The 15,986-nt window shown below is 51.1% G+C and carries 11 protein-coding genes and 4 tRNA genes; 10 read left to right on the plus strand and 5 right to left on the minus strand.

Annotated elements, in window-relative coordinates; genetic code table 11:
- Positions 1–235: 235 nt before the first annotated feature.
- The gene (gene fdhF / locus ACSTTG_RS15800) at positions 236–4,459 is read left to right on the plus strand and encodes a formate dehydrogenase subunit alpha (protein ID WP_438475511.1); all 4,224 of its coding nucleotides are present in this window, start codon (positions 236–238) and stop codon (positions 4,457–4,459) included.
- Positions 4,460–4,610: 151 nt separating this feature from the next.
- Here fdhF and ACSTTG_RS15805 read toward each other — a convergent pair whose 3' ends face one another.
- Positions 4,611–5,933, minus strand: coding sequence for an anaerobic C4-dicarboxylate transporter (locus tag ACSTTG_RS15805; protein WP_438475512.1), 1,323 nt, complete (start codon positions 5,931–5,933; stop codon positions 4,611–4,613).
- Between the two features lie 846 nt (positions 5,934–6,779).
- Positions 6,780–7,802 (minus strand): EF-P beta-lysylation protein EpmB, encoded by a 1,023-nt coding sequence (gene epmB / locus ACSTTG_RS15810; RefSeq protein ID WP_438475513.1) that lies wholly within the window; start codon positions 7,800–7,802, stop codon positions 6,780–6,782.
- Positions 7,803–7,836: 34 nt separating this feature from the next.
- Here epmB and efp point away from each other — a divergent pair, with 34 nt between their 5' ends.
- From efp to rraA, 3 genes are all read left to right on the plus strand, one after another.
- Positions 7,837–8,403, plus strand: a complete 567-nt coding sequence (efp, locus tag ACSTTG_RS15815; RefSeq protein WP_438459890.1) for an elongation factor P — start codon at positions 7,837–7,839, stop codon at positions 8,401–8,403.
- Positions 8,404–8,663: 260 nt separating this feature from the next.
- On the plus strand, positions 8,664–9,602 hold the full coding sequence (locus tag ACSTTG_RS15820) for a 1,4-dihydroxy-2-naphthoate polyprenyltransferase (RefSeq protein WP_438475514.1): 939 nt from the start codon (positions 8,664–8,666) through the stop codon (positions 9,600–9,602).
- Between the two features lie 69 nt (positions 9,603–9,671).
- On the plus strand, positions 9,672–10,193 hold the full coding sequence (gene rraA, locus ACSTTG_RS15825; protein WP_438475515.1) for a ribonuclease E activity regulator RraA: 522 nt from the start codon (positions 9,672–9,674) through the stop codon (positions 10,191–10,193).
- 62 nt (positions 10,194–10,255) lie between these two features.
- Here rraA and ACSTTG_RS15830 read toward each other — a convergent pair whose 3' ends face one another.
- Positions 10,256–11,545 carry an MATE family efflux transporter gene (locus ACSTTG_RS15830; RefSeq protein ID WP_438475523.1) on the minus strand — a complete coding sequence of 430 codons (1,290 nt, stop codon included), beginning with the start codon at positions 11,543–11,545 and terminating at the stop codon, positions 10,256–10,258.
- A 310-nt stretch (positions 11,546–11,855) separates the two neighbouring features.
- On the minus strand, positions 11,856–12,626 hold the full coding sequence (gene tpiA, locus ACSTTG_RS15835; protein ID WP_438459893.1) for a triose-phosphate isomerase: 771 nt from the start codon (positions 12,624–12,626) through the stop codon (positions 11,856–11,858).
- Positions 12,627–13,149: 523 nt separating this feature from the next.
- On the opposite strand from tpiA, the gene ACSTTG_RS15840 reads away from it, so the two are divergent.
- On the plus strand, positions 13,150–13,500 hold the full coding sequence (locus tag ACSTTG_RS15840; protein ID WP_438475516.1) for a 5-carboxymethyl-2-hydroxymuconate Delta-isomerase: 351 nt from the start codon (positions 13,150–13,152) through the stop codon (positions 13,498–13,500).
- 169 nt (positions 13,501–13,669) lie between these two features.
- Here ACSTTG_RS15840 and coaA read toward each other — a convergent pair whose 3' ends face one another.
- Positions 13,670–14,593 (minus strand): type I pantothenate kinase, encoded by a 924-nt coding sequence (gene coaA, locus ACSTTG_RS15845; RefSeq protein ID WP_438475517.1) that lies wholly within the window; start codon positions 14,591–14,593, stop codon positions 13,670–13,672.
- A 250-nt stretch (positions 14,594–14,843) separates the two neighbouring features.
- Between coaA and ACSTTG_RS15850 the strand changes: the two genes are divergently transcribed.
- The 5 genes from ACSTTG_RS15850 to ACSTTG_RS15870 form a co-directional block, all read left to right on the plus strand.
- Positions 14,844–14,919, plus strand: a tRNA-Thr gene (locus tag ACSTTG_RS15850).
- A gap of 47 nt (positions 14,920–14,966) precedes the next feature.
- Positions 14,967–15,051 (plus strand) — tRNA-Tyr (locus ACSTTG_RS15855).
- Between the two features lie 36 nt (positions 15,052–15,087).
- Positions 15,088–15,162, plus strand: a tRNA-Gly gene (locus tag ACSTTG_RS15860).
- Positions 15,163–15,174: 12 nt separating this feature from the next.
- Positions 15,175–15,250 (plus strand) — tRNA-Thr (locus ACSTTG_RS15865).
- Between the two features lie 137 nt (positions 15,251–15,387).
- A partial coding sequence (locus tag ACSTTG_RS15870; protein ID WP_438475518.1) for a GTP-binding protein occupies positions 15,388–15,986 on the plus strand: 599 nt, incomplete at its 3' end.

A 15,986-nucleotide genomic window follows, 5' to 3' on the forward strand; every position in this document is an offset into this window, starting at 1 on the left:
CATCTGCGATTATGCCGCTATCCTGTCGTGGTTTTTATGGAAGTTATCGTCTTTTATGGTCTATGTGAGATAGATAGCTCCAACCAGTTCAATTAATTGTCTGACAATTGAGCATTATTGATAAATCCGTAGTAAGATTGTGGAATTGGATAAACCTCCCCCCATGTCACGGTTTGTCCGCGCGAATAATAAAAAAGCTTGTTGAACAGAGCGTTAGAGTGCTTAGGAGGCACCTATGATCCAAATTGTCATCGATGGCAAATATCGAGTAGTAGAAGACGGACTTACACTGCTGGAAGCTGCAAGGGTATGTGGAGTCGATATTCCTTCATTGTGTGGATTGAATAAGAGCAATGAGAAAGTCCCTTGTGACCTGTGTGTTGTCGAAGTAGAAAGCGGGGGCGTTAAGCGCTCTTGTGAACTGAATGTTTATGATGGTTTGAGTGTCGTGACACACTCAGATTACTTGCGTGAACATCGCCGTAAGGCGCTTAATCGCATTATGACCGACCACTACGCTGATTGTGAGGCGCCGTGTAAGACTGCGTGTCCGGCGGGGGTCGATATACAATCCTACCTGTATCATATTGCTCAAAACGATCATCAAAAAGCCATCGAGGTGATTAAGCGCACCTTGCCGATGCCGTTGTCGATTGGACGCGTTTGTCCGGCGTTCTGTGAGACCGAATGTCGCCGTGGTGTGGTGGACGACTCGATTGCGATTCGCCAGCTTAAGCGCCACGCTGCCGATGCGGACCTCGATGCTCAAGAAGCCTATGTTCCTGCCAAGAAAGCCGAAAAAGGCAAGCGTGTGGCGGTGGTCGGTGGTGGTCCTGGCGGTCTAACGGCGGGTTACTATCTGTCGAATGAAGGCTATGAGGTCACGGTGTTTGAATCGATGCCGAAAGCGGGCGGTTGGCTGCGCTACGGTATCCCAGAGTACCGTCTGCCAAAGAGCATTCTCGACAAAGAAATTGAGCTAATGTGTCGCAATGGCATGACCATCGAGTGTGATAAAAAGCTTGGTGAAGACTTTACTCTGTCATCGCTCAGTGATGAGTTTGATGCGGTATGTCTGGCGGTTGGCGCCTCGAAGGCGGTCGAGATGAATTACACCGGTAGTGATCTCGATGGTTGCTACCTTGGGGTTGATTACCTTAAAGACTACGTTACCGAGAAAAACTACACCACTGGCAAGAAAGTTGCGGTAATTGGTGGCGGTAACACCGCGATTGACTGTGCGCGTACCGCGGTGCGCGACGGCGCGGAGACCACGCTTATCTATCGTCGTACCCGTGCTGAGATGCCAGCGGAAGATTACGAGATTGAAGAAGCTGAGCATGAAGGGGTGAAGTTCCACTTCTTGACCAACCCTGCTGAGAACCTTGCTGACGAGGATGGCCGCGTTAACGCTATTCGTCTGGAGAAGATGGAGCTGGGACCGGCGGATGCTTCTGGTCGTCGCAGCCCGAAGGCCACCGGTGAGTTCTTTACTGAAGCGTTTGATACTGTGATTGCGGCGGTCTCGCAAAAGCCAGATTTGAGCTTTATGGATGATGAAGCGCTGCAGATCCCTCTAACGCGCTGGAACACCGCGGATGTTAACCCAGATACCCTGCACACAGGCACGGGAAATATCTTCAGTATCGGTGATTTTCGTCGTGGCCCCGCCACGGCCGTTGAAGCGGTGGCTGATGGTCGCGTGGTCGCTCAAGCGATTGATCGCTTCTTTAATGGCGATATGGAGCAGATCCCGGTGACGCCATTTAACGCGCGCAAAGGCGAGAGTGTTAAGCAGGTCGATCCGCAGCAGTTCGAGCATCTACAGAAAGTCGCACGCAAGATCATGCCGGAGCTGACCAGCGCGCAGCGTGAGCAGAGTTTTGCTGAGGTTGAGCTTGGTTTTGATAATGCCGAAGCCATGGCCGAGGCGGCGCGCTGCCTTGAGTGTGGCTGTCAGGCGAACACCGCCTGTGAGCTGCGTGATTACTCGACCGAGTATGGCGCGCAGCAATCCTTTGAAGGTGCTGTAACTATCCAATCCGATGCCGACTGGCAAGCGGTGCGCAGCAGTGACGCGCGTCAGAAGTTTGCTGTGGATACCAGCTCAGAGTTTATCGTCTTTGATGCCAACCGCTGTATCAGCTGTGGTCAGTGTGTGCAGGCGTGTCGCGAGAAGTCCGTGCATGGCGTGCTGAGCTTTATGACCAACCAAGACGGTCGTCCGGCGTCACGCCCAGAGTGCCGTCCGAACTTTGGCCCGAATCAGACCCTGATGGGCGACTCGGCGTGTGTTCAGTGTGGTGCGTGTATCCAGGTGTGTCCAACGGGCGCGATGATGGATGGCCGTGACCGCGCGCAAGGGCGCGTTGAAGAGCTTAAGGTAGTCGATACCATTTGTACCTACTGTGGCGTGGGCTGTAAGCTCAGCATGCACGTGGATGAGGCGGCAAATGCGATCCGTTACGTCAAAGGTGGTGACTCGCCGGTGAACGAGGGCATGCTGTGTGTTAAAGGCCGCTTTGGCTTTGATTTTGTCGGCAGCGATGAACGTCTGACCACCCCGCTGATCCGCAAGGATGGCTGGTTGCAGCCGGCGAGCTGGGAAGAGGCGATCAATCTGATCGCGACCAAGTTCACGTCGATCAAACAAAACTTTGGCAGTGGCGCTTTAGCGGGTTTCTCATCGGCTAAGACCACCAACGAAGACAACTATGTGTTCCAGAAGTTTATGCGTCGTGAGCTGGGCACCAATAATATCGACCACTGTGCGCGTCTGTGTCACTCGTCCACTGTGACTGGCCTTGAGGCCTCGATTGGTAGTGGCGCGATGACTAACGATATCCCGAGTATCAAGCACTCAGATGTGATCTTTGTGATTGGCTCCGATACCACGGCTGCGCACCCGATCATTGCCTCACACATCAAGCAAGCGATCCGCCATGGTGGTGCGCGTCTGGTGGTGGCTGATCCTAAGCGTATTGAGCTGGCGGATCACGCCGAGCTGTATATGTCGCAGCGACCGGGCACGGACGTGATGCTGATCAACGGTATCATGCAGCAGATCATCAAGAACGGCTGGCATGATATGGAGTACATCGAGGATCGTGTCGATGGCTTTGATACGCTGCTGCAAGAGGTGATGTCACCAAACTACGCACTGGATAAGGTTGAGCTGGTCACTGGCGTGAAAGCCGATGATATCTATGCAATGGCGCGCTTGATTGGTACTGCTGAGCGTACCGCAGTTTACTACGCGATGGGCATTACTCAGCACACCACAGGCCACGATAACGTGCGCTCGATTGCTAACCTGCAGCTTTTGTGTGGCAACATTGGTGTTGAGGGCGGTGGTATTAACCCGCTACGCGGTCAATCAAACGTACAAGGTGCGTGTGATATGGGCGCGCTGCCAAACAACTACCCTGGTTATCAGAAGGTGTATAACCCGCTAGTGCAGCAAAAGTTTGCCTATGAGTGGGACGCGCCGAATCTGCCAACCGAGCCGGGCTTGACCCTGACGGAGATCATCGACTCAGCGTGCAAGCGTGAAGTGCGTGGTTTGTATGTGATGGGCGAGAACCCTGTACTGAGTGACCCTGACCAAACCCACGTGATTGAGGGGATTGAGGCGCTTGATTTCTTGGTAGTGCAGGACATCTTCCTCACCGAAACGGCGCAATACGCAGACGTGGTTCTGCCGTCTTGCTCGTTTGCTGAGAAAGCCGGTCACTTTACCAATACCGAGCGCCGCGTGCAGCGTCTCAACCCTGTGGTAAACCCGCCAGGGCAGGCGCGTGAGGACTGGGTGATCATCCAAGATATCGCCAAGGCGATGGGCGGCGACTGGGATTATCAGCACGTCAGTGAGATCACCAATGAGATCACGCGAGTGACGCCACAGTACGCAGGTCTGCGCTGGGAGGCGATCCCAACCGATGGCATGCAGTGGCCAAGCAACAAGAACAACCCAGAAGGCACCCGCATCATGCACCGCACCCAGTTTACTCGTGGGCGCGGTCAGATGGAGGCCATCCCGTTTAGATACGCGGCTGAGTTGCCTGATGAAGAGTACCCGTTGATCTTGACCACAGGTCGTATGCTTGAGCAGTTCCACACCGGCACCATGACGCGCAAAACCAAGGGCTTAGACAAGCTTGCCGGCCCACGCGTGATGCTCAGCGTCACCGATGCTGAAGCCATGGACATCGGCAACGGCGAGATGCTCACTGTAACTACCCGCCGTGGCTCAATCGACATCGCCGCCTTCGTCACCAAGCGCATCCAGCCAGGCGTGGTCTTCATCCCATTCCACTTCGCTGAATCGCCGGTTAACCGTTTGACCAACACGGCTAAGGATCCGCATGCGAAGATCCCTGAGTTTAAGGTTGCCGCTGTCCGGGTGGAGAAGAGGCGAGAGGCGAGAGGCGAGAAGCGAGAAGAGACCGCTGTACGCTGATGTTTTGATGTGTATCTGTAGATTGCATTGTTAGCTTATCGTTCTGAAAATCAAAAGCGCCGTATTCCGGCGCTTTTTTCGTTTGGGCGAATAACGAGTGCTTTTTTCCTCGCCTCTCGCAGGGCAACGCCCGATCTCGCCTCTCGACTCTCTAATTTATAGTCATGGAAATCAGATACCCAACCGTAGTCGCCGTAACCACCCCAATAAACCCAGGCAACAAGAAGCTGTGGTTGAGGACGTATTTGCCGATCTGGGTGGTGCCTGAGCGGTCGAAGGAGATTGCTGCTAGGTCACTTGGGTAGAACGGGAAGAAGAAGTAGGCGTAACAGGCTGGAAGCACACCGATAAGGACAGGGGCAGGGATGCCCATGGCAAAGCCGAGAGGCAGCATGATGGTCAGTACTGCGGCTTGGCTTTTGAGGAAGACAGAGACCACGAACATGGCGATGGCGAAGGTCCATGGGTACGCCGCGACTAAGTCGCTCACCAAGCTGATTAGATAAGGCTTGTGGAAGCCGATAATGGTGTCACTCATCCAGGCGATACCGAAGATGATGATCACGGCGGTCATCCCGGCGATAAACACGTTGCTGTGGACGATTTTCTTCGGCTCGACCTTAGTGACTAGCAAGATGATCGCACCGACTGACAGCATCAAGAACTGGATCGCGACCGACATATTGACGCCATCGGGCAGCAGTGACAGATCCTTACCAAACATCGCGACAAAGATCACCGTGGCGATACCCGCGAGGAAGATCATCAAGCCGCGTTTTGCGGTTGGCGTAATGCCGTCATTACCCTCTTCATTTTCTTCAATATCGATCAACTGTGCCTTGAACTCAGGATCTTTGCAGCGCTCTAGAAACTCAGGATCTTGCTCAAGCTCTTTACCGCGTTTAAGGCTCCACAAGCAGCCGGTTAGCACCCCAATCAAGGTAGCCGGAATGGTCACCATCAATACGTTCACTAGGCTGATATCAAGGTTGTTATCCGCCGCTGTGGCCATTACTACTGCCGCTGCGGCTGCAATTGGGCTGGCTGTGATACCCATTTGCGAGGCAATGGTAGCCATCGCCATCGGGCGCTCGGGGCGAATGCCTTTTTTATACGCCACATCGTAGATCACTGGTAGTAGGGGATACACTGAGTGTCCCGTACCAACCAGCACAGTCAGTGAGTAGGTACACAAAGGGCCAAGGAAGACAATCTGGCTTGGGTGCTTGCGCAGCAGACGCTCAGCAAAGCGTACCAAGAGTTTAAGACCCCCAGTGGCCTCGAGGGTTGCCGAGGCGGCAACAACCGCAAGGATGATCAGCATAACGCTGATTGGTGGGGTGCCCGGAGCAATACCAAAAACAAAGGCTAGAATAGAGACGCCTAGGCCACCGAGAAGGCCAAACGCGATCCCACCATGTCGGATACCGATAAATATCACGGTAAGCAACAACAACATGTGTACGTAAAACATAATCGTATCTCCAATGAGGTTACTTGGGTATATAAGGGAAAGATCTATCGTAACGAATTTGATGTGCTGCTAATGTGAGCTAAATGCCTTATTTATATTCGCTTTTTGTCTACAGACTGCTTCATTGTGTTGGGTCAAAGTTGCTCTCTAAGGGTTAAAAAATCGGCAGTATTTGTGAGGTGTGCCACTTGCAGAGCTTTTGGGACATGGGTGGTAAAAAGGTGTTTAAGCTGTACGCTTGCGTTTGGTGTACAGCGATATGGGCTTTTGGGCTACGACAACCCAAAGCTAAAAAAGCTGCTCAAGTTAGCTTAATGAGGGCTACATTTGGTGTTAGAAAGACCAAGATTAGCGTTTGTGTACAGCGATAAGGGCTTTTGGGCTATGGTAACCCAAAGCTCAAAAAGCTGCTCGAGATAGCTTAATGAGGGCTACATTTGGTGTTAGAAACACCAAGGTTAGCGTTTGTGTACAGCGATAAGGGCTTTTGGGCTATGGTAACCCAAAGCTCAAAAAGCTGCTCGAGATAGCTTAATGAGGCTAGATTTGATGTTAGAAACACCAAGATTAGCGTTTGTGTACAGCGATAAGGGCTTTTGGGCTATGGTAACCCAAAGCTCAAAAAGCTGCTCGAGATAGCTTAATGAGGGCTAGATTTGGTGTTAGAAACACCAAGATTAGCGTTTGTGTACAGCGATAAGGGCTTTTGGGCTATGGTAACCCAAAGCTCAAAAAGCTGCTCGCGATAGCTCAATGAGCGAAAAATTAGGTATTAGAAAGACAAAGATTGGTGTTTGTGTACAGCGATAAGGGCTTTTGGGCTACGGTAACCCAAAGCTCAAAAAGCTACTCAAGGTGAAGATCGAGTGGGGTCTTACTCTTCTTACCACTCTGCTCTCGCGTGAGCCTTGGCACCAAATAACCCGATACCTGCTCAATCAGTCCGGCAATGATCTCACGTGCACGCTCATCGCTGACGTAGAAGTGCGCCGCGCCCTGCACCTTATCGAGCACGTGCAGGTAATAGGGTAAGATTCCAGCTTCGAACAGGCGATTACTCAGGGCTATTTGGCTTGCAACATCATCGTTGATCCCTTTGAGAAGCACGCCTTGATTAAGTAGCGTCACACCACTGTGTTTGAGCGCTGCCATGGCATCGATCACCTTACTATCAATCTCGTTGGCATGGTTAATATGGGTCACGAGTACCACCTGCAGGCGACTGGTGGCGAGCAGCTTGCACAGCGCTTGAGTCACTCGAGCAGGCAGCACGATAGGCAGTCTCGTGTGAATGCGCAGACGCTTGATATGGGGGAGCTGGCTGATCTGTTCGATCAACCACTCCAGCTCATGATCCTTGGCCATCAGTGGGTCGCCGCCAGAGAGGATCACCTCATTGAGCTCGCTGTGCGCTTGGATATAGTCCAGGCTCTGCTGCCAAACTAACTTGCTGCCTTTGTTATCTTCATAGGGGAAGTGGCGGCGAAAACAGTAGCGGCAGTTGACCGCGCAGCCGCCCTTAACGATCATCAGCACGCGATTGCGGTATTTATGCAGCAGGCCAGGCTGCTGGTTGTCTTGTTCGCCAAGCGGATCGGTCACGTAGCCGAGCGGTTGCTCAAACTCCTCTAAGACAGGCAAGACTTGGCGTAAAAGCGGGTCGTTGACGTTGCCTTTTTCCATTCTTTCAACAAAACTCAAAGGCACGCGCTGAGCAAACAGCGACCGTGCGGCAAAGCCTGACTGCCAGTCTTGTTGATCAATTTCGAGGTGTTCAAGCAGTTTATGAGGATCCGAGATCCCATTAGCTAGCTGTTTGAGCCAGTTTTGCTCAACAGAATCGACTTTTCGGGTTATGATGTGCGGCATTAAATTTAACTCGAAGAATGGTAAAGAGGAAAAAATGGCTACTGTTAGCACGAATGAATTCAAAGGCGGTCTTAAAATTATGCTTGATAATGAGCCTTGTGTCATTCTCGAAAACGAGTATGTAAAACCAGGTAAAGGTCAGGCATTCAACCGCGTTAAAATCCGTAAGCTGCTTTCTGGTAAAACTCTAGAGAAAACCTTCAAGTCTGGTGAGACAGTTGAAGTGGCTGACGTTCTAGATACTGATCTTGACTACCTATACAACGATGGTGAGTTCTTCCATTTCATGAACGCGGAAACCTTTGAGCAGATCGCGGCTGACGCAAAAGCGGTTGGTGAGAACGCGAAGTGGTTGGTTGAGAACAACACTTGTATGCTAACTCTTTGGAACGGTAACCCAATCGTTGTAACACCACCAAACTTCGTAGAGCTTGAAGTTACTGAAACAGACCCAGGTCTAAAAGGTGATACGCAAGGTACTGGCGGTAAACCTGCAACACTAACCACTGGCGCTGTTGTTCGTGTTCCTCTATTTATCCAGATCGGTGAAGTGATCAAAGTAGACACGCGTACGGGTGAATACGTAGGCCGCGTTAAGTAACTTAACGCAGGGGCGGGGAGCCCAGGGGCGAGGACGTTGCACTGCGGGTTTCACTGCGTTCCGAGGAGCGAGGTGTTTCTCTGGCTTGGTAAGTTCTTGCTCTAATAAAAGTTTTAAAAAAAGGTCGCTTTTTAGCGGCCTTTTTTTTAGGCTCGGAGAGCGAAATATGCTTTGTATCGAGGAGTGATGAATTCACCACGTGCGTCGAACTCCTCGCTCCCCGCTCCTCGATACTCGCCTCCTAATTTATGGATAGATACATGACTCAAACATCGTCACCTAAAACTCTCTCTGTATGGCTCAGTGCTGCGCGGCCAAAGACCTTGCCGTTGGCTTTGACGGCCATTATTACTGCCAGTATGTTGGCCTGGAGTCATGGATCCTTTTCATGGTCGGTGGCGCTGCTTGCGCTATTGACTGCCACCTTGCTACAGATCTTGTCAAACCTTGCCAATGACTACGGCGATGCCGAGAAGGGCACGGATAATGAACAACGCATTGGACCGATGCGTGCGATTCAGTCTGGTGCCGTGAGCCTTAGTGCAATGCGCAAAGCCATCATCATCAACGTGATTCTGACTATCATTAGCGGCAGCGCCTTGGTCGCGGTGTCGTTAGAGTCTTTACAAAATGTCTTGCTGTTTTTGACCTTAGGTGGGCTGGCCATTGCTGCCGCGATTGCCTATACGGTTGGGGCGAAGCCCTATGGTTATCTCGGCCTGGGTGATATGGCCGTGTTTATCTTCTTTGGGCTGCTTGGTGTGCTAGGCACATACTTTCTCCATACTGGCGAGCTAGCTTTAATCACGCTACTGCCAGCGATTGGTTGCGGTTTGCTCTCGGTTGGGGTGCTCAACGTTAACAATATGCGTGATATAGAAAATGATGCGGTGTGTGGCAAACGCACCCTAGCAGTCAGATTAGGGCTTGCGGGTGCCAAGCGCTATCACTATCAAGTCGTCCTGATTGGCTTTGCCTGTTTGATGATCACCAACCAACTGCTTGGCGCTCCATTGTGGTTGATGCTGTTGTGGCTGGTCGCGTTACTTGTCGTTCGTGGGCACTTGCTGACGGTTAAGCGAGCTGTGCAGCCAAAGGAACTTGCCCCGCAACTACCACAGATGGTTAAGTGCGCCTTGATTGCTAACCTAGTTTTTGTCCTTGTGACTATTTTAAGCCTAATTGTGAGCTCGAATTAGCCCTGTCATTGCAATGACTTGTTGAGACGATATACTCGAATGTAGCCTTTTTGAGAGGAGAGAACTGCAATGGAATACAACACTTCAGCTCTTTGTGATATCTACCAAGACCAAGTCGATGTGGTGGAGCCCATGTTTACCAACTTTGGCGGTCGGGCCTCGTTTGCCGGTCAGATCACCACGGTTAAGTGCTTTGAGGACAATGGTCTGATCCGTGAGGTGCTCGAGCAAGATGGCCTCGGGCGCGTGCTGTTGGTTGATGGCGGCGGCTCACTGCGCAGAGCCTTGGTGGATGCCGAAATCGCGACGTTAGCCGAGGAGAATGAGTGGGAAGGGATTGTCATCTACGGCTGCGTTCGTGAGGTTGATGAGCTGGAAGATATGAATATCGGTATTCATGCCCTCGCTTCTATTCCGGTGGGCTCAGTGGTTCAGGGTATCGGTGAGGTTGACGTTGCAGTCAACTTTGGCGGTGTGACTTATCTACCTGAAGATTACCTGTATGCCGATAACACCGGCATTATCCTCTCTCAAGAGCCCCTAGACATCGAGCTTGAAATCGATGAGGAACAAGAGGGCAGCGAGCAGTAATGCTTGTTTGACACGCCGAGTGCTGATCCGCACTCGGCATCAATTATTGCTTGGTCAGTGTATTATTGATTGGCCAGAGTATACTGGCTGCGTAGGCGCAATGCATACAGATAGCCCAGGCACCCTCCTAAGACGTTTCCGGCTGCAATGCCAATAAACACCCCTTCAGCACCATACCAATACCCGCCAAGCCAGGCACACGGTAGAGTAAACACGAATAGTCGCAGCGCATTACAGTAAAAAGCCGTTAGCGGTTTGTGCATCGCATTCAGTGCTGAGCTGAGCATCATCATAATCCCCTGAAACCCGTAGCTTAGCGGCACCAAGAGCAGATAGCGCCACAGTAAGTCATCGACCGCGGCCTCTTGGGAAAACAGCGCGGCAATCGGCATACTCAGCGGCACCATCACGATAAAGATCAGCAGCTGAAAGACGATGGAAAAGCGCATGCTGGCAAATAGTCCTTCGAAGCTGCGCTGTGGCTTTTCTGCGCCAAAGTTTTGCGCCATAAATGGAGTCAGTGCAGACGTCAGCGCCATCAAGACCAAGATCAGTAATGACTCAACCCGTTGGGCCGCCCCATAGGCGGCCACTGCCGGGTGACCATACTGGGAAAGCAGACGCATGATCACAGCGCCTGCAAGCGGCATCATTGCGCTCGATAAGGCGGCAGGCAGGCCTATCGTCAAGGTTGCACGCCAATCAGCAAATAGCTGATTTAAGTCAGGTAGTGCCAATAGGTGTTCACGCTTAGCAAGCACATATAGTGAAGCGCACGCAGCCACAGACCAACTTATCGCACTGGCAATCGCAGCGCCTTGGATACCTAAAGCCGGCACAGGGCCCAGACCAAAGATCAGCAGTGGATCAAGCAGACCATTGATGAGACCTGCCAACATCATGATCATCGCTGGGGTCTTGGTATCACCACTGGCACGGATCGCACTGTTGCCTGTCATCGGTATAGCGAGTAGTGGAACCGCGAGATACCACACCACCATATAATCATGGATCAGTGGCACAAGCGAAGGCGTTGCCCCTAAGGCAAGAAACAGCGGCTCAATAGCAAAATACCCCAGCGTCGAGGCCAGCGTCACCAGGGTGGTAGCAAGCAATACTGCATGGGTAGAAAAAGACGCCGCTTGCCGAGCCTGCCCTTGGCCAAGCAGTCGTCCCAGCTGACTAGACAGCCCAACACCCAGCCCCATGGTGATGCAGTTAATCGCAAAAGTAACCGGAAAGGTATAACTGATCGCCGCCAAGGATTCAGTCCCCAGCAAGGAGATAAAGAAGGTATCAACCAGATTAAACAACAACACCGCCACCATGCCAAAAGTCATCGGCACCGTCATCTGACGCAATACTTGCGCGACAGGGTCGGTCAATAGGCCGTGTTTATCTGTTTTTTTTCGCAATTGTTTTTTCTCTGGAGTAGTGAGTGATTAAGACTACTTGATTTGGGTGCTTGCGGATAGGTCAAAGGTTCTTGCGAAGAGGCGAGAAGCGAGAAAGAGCGTTCAAGTGTATTTGATGCTGTCGAGTCTAGCGCCCCCTCGAGCGCAGCGTACTCGCAGTGCAACGATCTCGATTCTCGCCTCTCTAAAAGCGAAAATGGCCAGCTAACCGCTGACCATCATACGTAAAATCGCTTTTAGATATTAATTAAGCTTTAGCTGCAGCCGCTGCTTTAGCGATAGCTGCAAAACCAGCCGCGTTTAGCGCTGCGCCGCCAACTAGAGCACCGTCGATGTCTGGTTGTGCGAAGTAAGACTCAGCGTTCTCTGGCTTAACAGAGCCGCCGTATTGGATGATAACTTGCTCAGCGACTGCTGCGTCTTTTTCTGCGATCAGTGCGCGGATAGAAGCGTGGATTCGCTGTGCATCTTCTGCAGTTGCTGCTTTACCAGTACCGATTGCCCAGATTGGCTCGTATGCGATGATTGCGCCATTTAGTGCTTCAACGCCGTATGCGTCGATCACTGCGTTGATTTGACGAGCACAAACTGCTTCAGTTTCGCCTGCTTCGTTTTGCGCTTCAGACTCACCGATACAGAAAACTGGTTTTAGGCCGTTCTCTTTTAGGAAAGCGAATTTCTTAGCTACAAACTCGTCTGATTCGTTGTGGTACTCACGACGCTCAGAGTGGCCGATGATGATGTGAGTTGCACCGAAATCTTTCAACATTTCTGGAGACATGTCGCCAGTGAAGGCGCCGCTGTTGTTTACGTCAGTGTTTTGTGCACCCAAGATGATTTTGTTACCACCTTCTGCGATTAGGCGCTCAGCCATATCTAGGTACAGTGCTGGTGGAGCAACGGCAACATCAACGCCCGTTACACCTTCAAGCTCTTTGTTTAGACCGTTTAGCAGCTCAGTTACCATTGCCTTGCTACCATTCAGTTTCCAGTTTCCCATCACTACAGGACGACGCATAGGAGTATCTCCATTTCAAATAAATAAAAAAATAAAAATAATAATCGAGGATGACCAGTACTTGCCCCCGCAAAGCCATCCCGTTTAAGTGTTTCGAATATAACAGATTAATTTTTCCAGATCATGACTCCCGACAAACCTTTCTCGCCCACTACGCCTACAAAGTGTGATCGGTCAAACGTTTTCGTGCTCGGGAGCACAGTATCACTTCGTTCCGAGGTTCGGGTTTCGCTTCGCTCCGAGGTGCGGGTATCACTTCGTTCCGGGTTGCGAGGAGTTAAGCGCGTGAGTTAAGTTCATCGAGACTCACGTTTTTGGATCGAGGATTGGTTTTCGGTTCGCTCCCAGGGGCCAGGGGTATGTCGCGTGTGTTAGACTCGTTGCAACCCAAGCGTCTTTATATACAGTTTAAGCACGCAGTGTTCCAAGGAGTGAGGAACCGACCAAGTGCGTTAACCCCCTCGCACCTCGAAGGGCTATGCCCGTACCCGCTCCTCGAACCTTTAGTTAAGGAGAAAGGTAGATGCCGAATTTGATCATGGAGTACACCAATACGCTTGAAGAGCGAGTCAATGTTCAAGGGCTGTTGGAAGATTTGCATCAAGTGGTGCTCGACAGTGGCCTGTTTGAGCTCAATGATGTGCGCTCACGCGCCTTGCGTTATCACCACTGGTTAATCGGCGAGCATCAAGACGATGCCGACTTTATTCACCTGCGCTTCGAACTATTAGCCGGCCGCAGCGACGTTCAAAAGCAGACCCTTTCCGAACAGTTAATGACGGTGCTTCAAACTCAAGCAAGCCAAGTGGGGTCGCTGAGTGTGGATGTGCGGGATATGGATCCTGTGGGATTTTGTAAGCGCATCACGCTCTGATAACAGGGGGCGAGGAGCGGGTTACACTTCGTTCCGAGGAGCGAGGAGGTAGTCACGCGTGTTAAATTCCTCATACCTAGAACCAGCTTTTTAGGGGACGGTGATTTATTCACGCGCGTCGGACACCTCGCACCTCGCAGGGCAACGCCCGTCCCCGCACCTCGAACCTTTATTTCCGGAGTAAAATCTGTTCCACCAAGTGATTAGGCCCTTTCTTCAATATAAGTCGAGCGCGCTCCTTAGTCGGGAGGATGTTGTCTTGGAGGTTTTTGCCGTTGATCTCTTGCCAGATGGACTTGGCTTTTTCTATTGCCTGGTTTTCGCTTAGGCGGGTGTAGTGGTGGAAGTAGGAGTTCTTGTCCATGAAGGCGCCGCTGCGAAAGTTGAGGAAGCGCTCGACATACCACTGCTCAATCACTTCTGGCTCGGCGTCAACGTAAAGAGAGAAGTCTAAGAAATCAGAGATAAACGTGCGGTGTGGCTCGTGTGGATAGTCCATGCCGCTTTGTAGGACATTCAGACCCTCAATAATGATCACGTCGGGTGAGTCAATCACCTGCTTTTCTTCAGTAATGTCATAGGTTAAGTGCGAATAGACCGGTACCTTGAGTGGGAACTGGCCCGCTTTAGCACGTGCGACAAAAGCAAGTAGGCGGCGAATGTTGTACGACTCGGGAAAGCCCTTGCGATGCATAATGTTGCGCTGCTCTAACTCGCGTTTCGAGTAGAGGAAACCATCGGTAGTGACCAAATCGACTTTAGCATGGTTATCCCAGCGGGAAAGAAGAGCTTGCAGCAGACGAGCTGTGGTACTTTTGCCTACCGCGACGCTGCCAGCAACACCAATAATGAAGGGCTGCTTGCTAATCTTGTGACCAAGGAAGTTGTTTAACACCGTGTTGCGACCCTGGCGTGACTTTATATACAGATTAATCAGACGCGCGAGCGGCAGGTAGATCTCGACCGCCTCTTTCATGGTCAGACTCTCGTTTACCCCTTGTAGCTCGACAAGATCATCCTCAGTGAGGGTCATGGGGACGGAATTGCGCAATTCGGCCCATTGATGACGGTCGAAAGTTAGGTATGGGGTCATGTCATTCGTCCAGGTTGTTGTATTGAAGGTGTTATTTATAAGGAGGATTGTTAATTATTTTCATTAACCTCCTGCGAGGAACATACTCCAGTCAACACAGAATGCAAATAATGCGCTAGGATTTCTGCGCACTTAGCGCAACTTTTGTCCAAAATCACGCCATTTAGAAAAAATGTGCCGAAAAAGCGTTTTTTTTTGTGATTTGGTCTTGCCAGAGGAGAAATCCTTCAATAAAATGCGCCCCACTTGTGCCGACTTAGCTCAGTAGGTAGAGCAACTGACTTGTAATCAGTAGGTCACCAGTTCGATTCCGGTAGTCGGCACCACTTTCACTTTGCCTCGGGCAATGATGACGAAAGTGGACAAGTTTTGTGGGGGGGTTCCCGAGTGGCCAAAGGGAGCAGACTGTAAATCTGCCGGCACTGCCTTCGATGGTTCGAATCCGTCCCCCCCCACCATTTTCTTTAGGAAATAGCGTTCAAGAGTTACGTGTTGCGGGCATCGTATAATGGCTATTACCTCAGCCTTCCAAGCTGATGATGCGGGTTCGATTCCCGCTGCCCGCTCCACTCTTTACGAGTGCTGATATAGCTCAGGTGGTAGAGCGCATCCTTGGTAAGGATGAGGTCGGCAGTTCGAGTCTGCCTATCAGCACCAGCTTCATGCATGCATTTCCTTTTGATCCTTTCTTTTAACTAAACTACGTTTAGTCTTTAAGAGGAAGTCTATTACCAAACTATTTTGGTTGCGTGGTCATCAAAGCCACTTAAATCCGTACCTATGAGGGACAACTCATGTCTAAAGAAAAATTTGAACGTACGAAACCGCACGTAAACGTTGGTACTATCGGCCACGTTGACCACGGTAAAACAACTCTAACTGCAGCTATCTGTACTACTCTAGCTAAAGTATACGGCGGTGAAGCGAAAGACTTCGCATCTATCGATAACGCTCCAGAAGAGCGTGAGCGCGGTATCACAATCGCAACTTCTCACGTTGAGTACGACACTCCAACTCGTCACTACGCACACGTAGACTGTCCAGGACACGCGGATTATGTTAAGAACATGATCACAGGTGCTGCACAGATGGACGGTGGTATCCTAGTTGTTGCTGCAACTGACGGCCCAATGCCTCAGACTCGTGAGCACATCCTACTAGGCCGTCAGGTTGGTATCCCATACATCATCGTATTCATGAACAAATGTGACATGGTTGACGATGAAGAGCTACTAGAACTAGTAGAAATGGAAGTTCGTGAACTTCTATCTGAATACGAATTCCCAGGTGACGACCTACCAGTAATCCAAGGTTCAGCTCTTGGTGCACTAAACGGTGAGAAGCAGTGGGAAGACAAGATCGTTGAGCTAGCAGAAGCTCTAGATTCTTACAT

The sequence above is a fragment of the Vibrio glycogenivorans genome, assembly GCF_051660965.1.
In the GTDB taxonomy this organism is placed as follows: Bacteria; Pseudomonadota; Gammaproteobacteria; order Enterobacterales; family Vibrionaceae; genus Vibrio.